The sequence below is a fragment of the Bradyrhizobium sp. CCBAU 11357 genome (assembly GCF_028128865.1).
Lineage (GTDB): Bacteria > Pseudomonadota > Alphaproteobacteria > Rhizobiales > Xanthobacteraceae > Bradyrhizobium.
In genome coordinates this window covers 1-3,784 of the sequence record NZ_LBJW01000053.1, presented here as the reverse complement: position 1 = coordinate 3,784, position 3,784 = coordinate 1, and the positions used below count along the sequence as shown (strand labels likewise).

At 59.9% G+C, this 3,784-nt stretch carries 2 protein-coding genes and 2 pseudogenes; 2 read left to right on the top strand and 2 right to left on the bottom strand.

The annotated features are described in order from the left end of the window. Positions 1 to 512 precede the first annotated feature (512 nt). Positions 513 to 674: a hypothetical protein gene (locus tag XI05_RS09095; RefSeq protein ID WP_172789705.1), complete on the top strand. Its 162-nt coding sequence runs from the start codon at positions 513 to 515 to the stop codon at positions 672 to 674. Between the two features lie 817 nt (positions 675 to 1,491). Here XI05_RS09095 and XI05_RS09090 read toward each other — a convergent pair. Next, on the bottom strand, positions 1,492 to 1,662 hold the full coding sequence (locus tag XI05_RS09090; RefSeq protein ID WP_074448437.1) for a YegP family protein: 171 nt from the start codon (positions 1,660 to 1,662) through the stop codon (positions 1,492 to 1,494). A gap of 518 nt (positions 1,663 to 2,180) precedes the next feature. Between XI05_RS09090 and XI05_RS09085 the strand changes: the two are divergent. Continuing rightward, positions 2,181 to 2,504: pseudogene (locus tag XI05_RS09085) on the top strand (IS630 family transposase); the annotation flags it as partial. Positions 2,505 to 2,528: 24 nt separating this feature from the next. On the opposite strand, the pseudogene XI05_RS09080 reads toward XI05_RS09085, so the two are convergent. Continuing rightward, positions 2,529 to 3,784, bottom strand: a pseudogene (locus XI05_RS09080) (IS5 family transposase); the annotation flags it as partial.

Below are 3,784 nucleotides of genomic sequence, written 5' to 3'. Positions count from 1 at the left end.
CTGGATCACCTGACCCATGGCATTCCCATCGTACATTCAAAGCTCCTTCATTCTAGAAGAAGCCGTCAATCCTGAAAGTGCGAAAGAATCTGTACTTTATCGCCGAGATCGGTAATCCGCTTGATGTGTCACTCGCGGTTTGGAGCGTGCACAGTGAAGGGCCCGATCTTCGCACACGGGGGGCCCTGATGGTGATGCCGCGCTTGGCTGCGATCTTCTCCATCTCGACAACGTAAGGATGCATGTCGCGCATCTTCTTGATCAGCGCCTGACGCATGCACGCGTCGACGTAATCCTAGGGCGGTTCATCCAGAGGTCGAAGAACGTGAGATCATCGTCTTCGAGTACCTTGGTTAGGCGAACACGTGATTGTTGTCAGCATGTGAACTCCGCAAACTCGCGGAAGTCGAGGGCGTGATCACTGCCATTGTGCACCACACGGACAAAGCGCCGCTGCCGGGTCACGCGGAAGCTACGCGCTGTATGCCGAGGTTGATTTTGAGTTGGAGCTGATGACGTTCGACACGGCGCAGAAGAAAAAGCTGGGCATCGAAATCAAACCGAACCATATCGCGATCCTCTCGAACAAGATGCGCATGGCGCTAAGTGCGCATCTGTTCGAGTTGGAGGTAGGCGAGCTAGGGTTGAATAAATGGGGTAACATGGCGACATGAGTTGATCTGTGTGCCAGGCGAGCCCTCTTGAGTCGGTGAGGCGTTCGGTCATGTGTTTTCAGACGCGGCCAATGATCCCGTCATGTCATGGCGGCCTGCGACACGTTGGGAGATTACATTGTCGAGCACATCGGTAGGACGGTTGCAGGCGCGCGCGATGCGAAGGCCGTCCCCACATTTCTCTCTGGCGATCTGCGCGAAGCGCTCTCGGAGGGCACTAGACCACTTCGCCCCAGCCTCGAAGCTAAAATGAAGGGATCTGCGCGGCTTAGAGGCGCGGCGCAAACAGCTTGGTCGGGGCGGCAAAGCATCCTGCGCTTCGTATGGCGAGAGACGTATCGGGCTGAGACTCATTGCGAGACGGTGAGGCTGTAGGGCGGTCCAAACAGGCCGCCCTTTTGCTTGGGCGGCTCGCCCGAACGACTGAAAGCCTCCACGCCGGTACATTTGGAGCCGCGCTTGGCGCGGCGGCGATCTGACCTTGTCGGGCGTCGAGGCTTTCAGTCGTTCGGGCGTTCAGGCGTGGAGCCTTCAGGCGGGAGGGGGATAATGTGCTCCGGAGTGCCATCTGGAGAGAATGGAGGGTCATTTGTCCGGGTCACGTCCGGGTGGAAATTCCGAAACGTCCGCGTTACCGCAGTTGAAAAGAGATGAAAAAGGCAAGCCCAGACAGGCCGGGACTTCTGTCCGGGTCATGCCCAAACCCTTGAACGTCCCGCCACAAGCGTTCTACTCTGGGGCGGACAGGATGGCGGATGAGGAGGAAAATTATCTTATCGCCTGTCCGACCTGAAAGTCTGATCGAATGAGGGTGGGGTTACCCCCGCACCGGAGTGTCGCGGTCGGTGCTTTTCACGAGTTCGATGACCGCAAGGCAATCGGCTCTGTTGTGATAGCCCTCGCCAGACTCAGCGATCTTGCGCATATTTCCAGCGAGTAGCGTCCAACGCCACTCATCGCGCGTGTCGCGGTAAATTTGAAAGTACACGGCCTACCTCCTGCGTGGGTGTCCCCGATGCCCGGCAGGGTACTGCTAAAAGCTTGCAGTAGTACCTACCGGGGCTGGTGGGGGGGGAGCCTCACGTTAGTGGTCCCCGCCCGGTTCTCTGGGAAAACCTGGGCAGACAGAGCACCGTGGGGGGAGAGTTCTCGACCAACTACGCGATCCTCATCGGCAGACTGATCAAGTTGAGCGCCGCCGGCAACGACGATCCGCTGATCAGGTTCGCCGGCATGTTCGCTGCGGCCGACCCGCCCGACCGACTGCAACGCGGTGGCCAAACGCGCCAGAGGAGTGTCGATGATCATCGGAAGCGGACGACCACTCGTCCACGCGAGGCCCCGTAGGCGATGCGCTCCGGAATGTTGTCATGACCAAGAGTCACACCGTAGAAGAACCTCAACGCGCAGACGATTTGTTCCGCGAACCTAGTACCCACTTTTCTTGGATCGTGAGTCGTGATTCAAGATCGGGATGATACCCTAAGCAAGAGAGGTCCACCTTTCCATTCAAAACGCCGTCGCCGTGTCGAGTTTCTCGACTTCATGAACAGCGTCACCGTGGCTTTTCCGGACCGGAAGCTTCACGTCATCCTCGACAACCTCAACACCCACAAAAAAGTGTGTCCTGGCTCAACCAGGTCAAGGTGTGGTTCTCAATCTTGCGGGGGGCAGTCGCTCAGCGGCACCTCCTTCACAAGCCCCAAGCAGCTTCAGGAACACATCGATGCCTACGTCAACGCGTACAATGACAAAGCTGAGCCCTTCGTCTGGACCAAGAAAAAGATCCGTCAACGCCATTTCAAAGGGCGCCGTATCACTCAGCTCTGATTCCGGGTACTAGATAGTCGTCCGTTAAGAAACTGATTTCAGCGGTAAGGGGTCGCTGGCGGCTGCGATGAGGGTGGCTAGGAAGAGGCACCAAAGAGCCCTCAGCCAAGCGAGCATACGGCGGAAGTTGTGACCGACGGCAGAGAGGATGACGTTGGCCGCATCACCGGCGCGTCCTTTGAGGTAGCAGCGGCCGAGGTGACCATCGGCCTTCAGGTGTCCGATGATGGGTTCGATGGCAGAGCGGCGGCGCAGCTCGCGCTTGATGACGCCGAAGGCCCCGCGCTTCTGGCCGGAGATGAAGACACGGCGCGGGTTCTGCGCGTCATGGCCACGGTATCCCTTGTCGACATAGGCCCGCTCGATCGCACAGCCGGTGAGTGTCTCGGTGCGGTCGATGATGTCCCGCAAGGTGTGACCGTCGTACGGGTTATCGGGTAGCGCCATGGCGTGCAGCACGAACAGCCCGCCGGGAGCACGGCTGTTGTTGGTGACGATGGAAGCTTTGACACCGAACTCGTAAGGCGCGGCTGCTTTGCCCTTGCCGATGCACTCGACCTCCGGAGCATGGAAGGAATACAGTTGCAGCTGCGCTGGCGTTGCTGCTGCGAGCGGATCTGGGAGGCCCGGCCGAGCGGGAGGGCGAAGGCGTTCTCGAGCACGGCCTGACCTTGATCTTGCGGCGGATATCGCGGATGATCCGGCTCAAGCGGCTGCGCAGGATGCGCAACTGCCGCTGATGCCGTTTGAATTGCTTGGCATGAGCGTAGCGCCCCGCCATCATGGCCGCGGTCTTGGCAATGCGAAGATAGGACTGCCGCAGCCTGATCCCGTGCGTCCTCGCCAGACGGTTGAGCCCTTTGATCGCCGCGTGCAGCAGCTTGGCATCGGTCGGGAAGGTGATGCCTTTGGCTGCACCGTGGTATCGACGGTGACCCGCTTGAGGTCTTGGCCGCGTAACGAGCCGGCCTCGTGCGCCACCCGCAGGCTCTCGGCCAGCAGCAGCTCCAGCTTGTCGCGGAGCCGCTTGCGCCAGTGGCTCAGGTCCGAACGCTCGTGCGCAAAGGCGTGCTGGAAGAACTCTTCGCCGGTGAAGCACTGGAAATACGGGTCGTGGACCCAGCGCTCGCACACCCCCTCATCGGACAGGCCGTAAATGTGCTCGAGCAGCAGCAGCCCGATCATGAAGCGGGTCGTGATGCCGGGCCGGCCGTTCCCGCTGTAGAGTGGTGCGATCTCGCCGTCGATCCAGTCCCAGTCCACCTTGCCGGCAAGCTGAA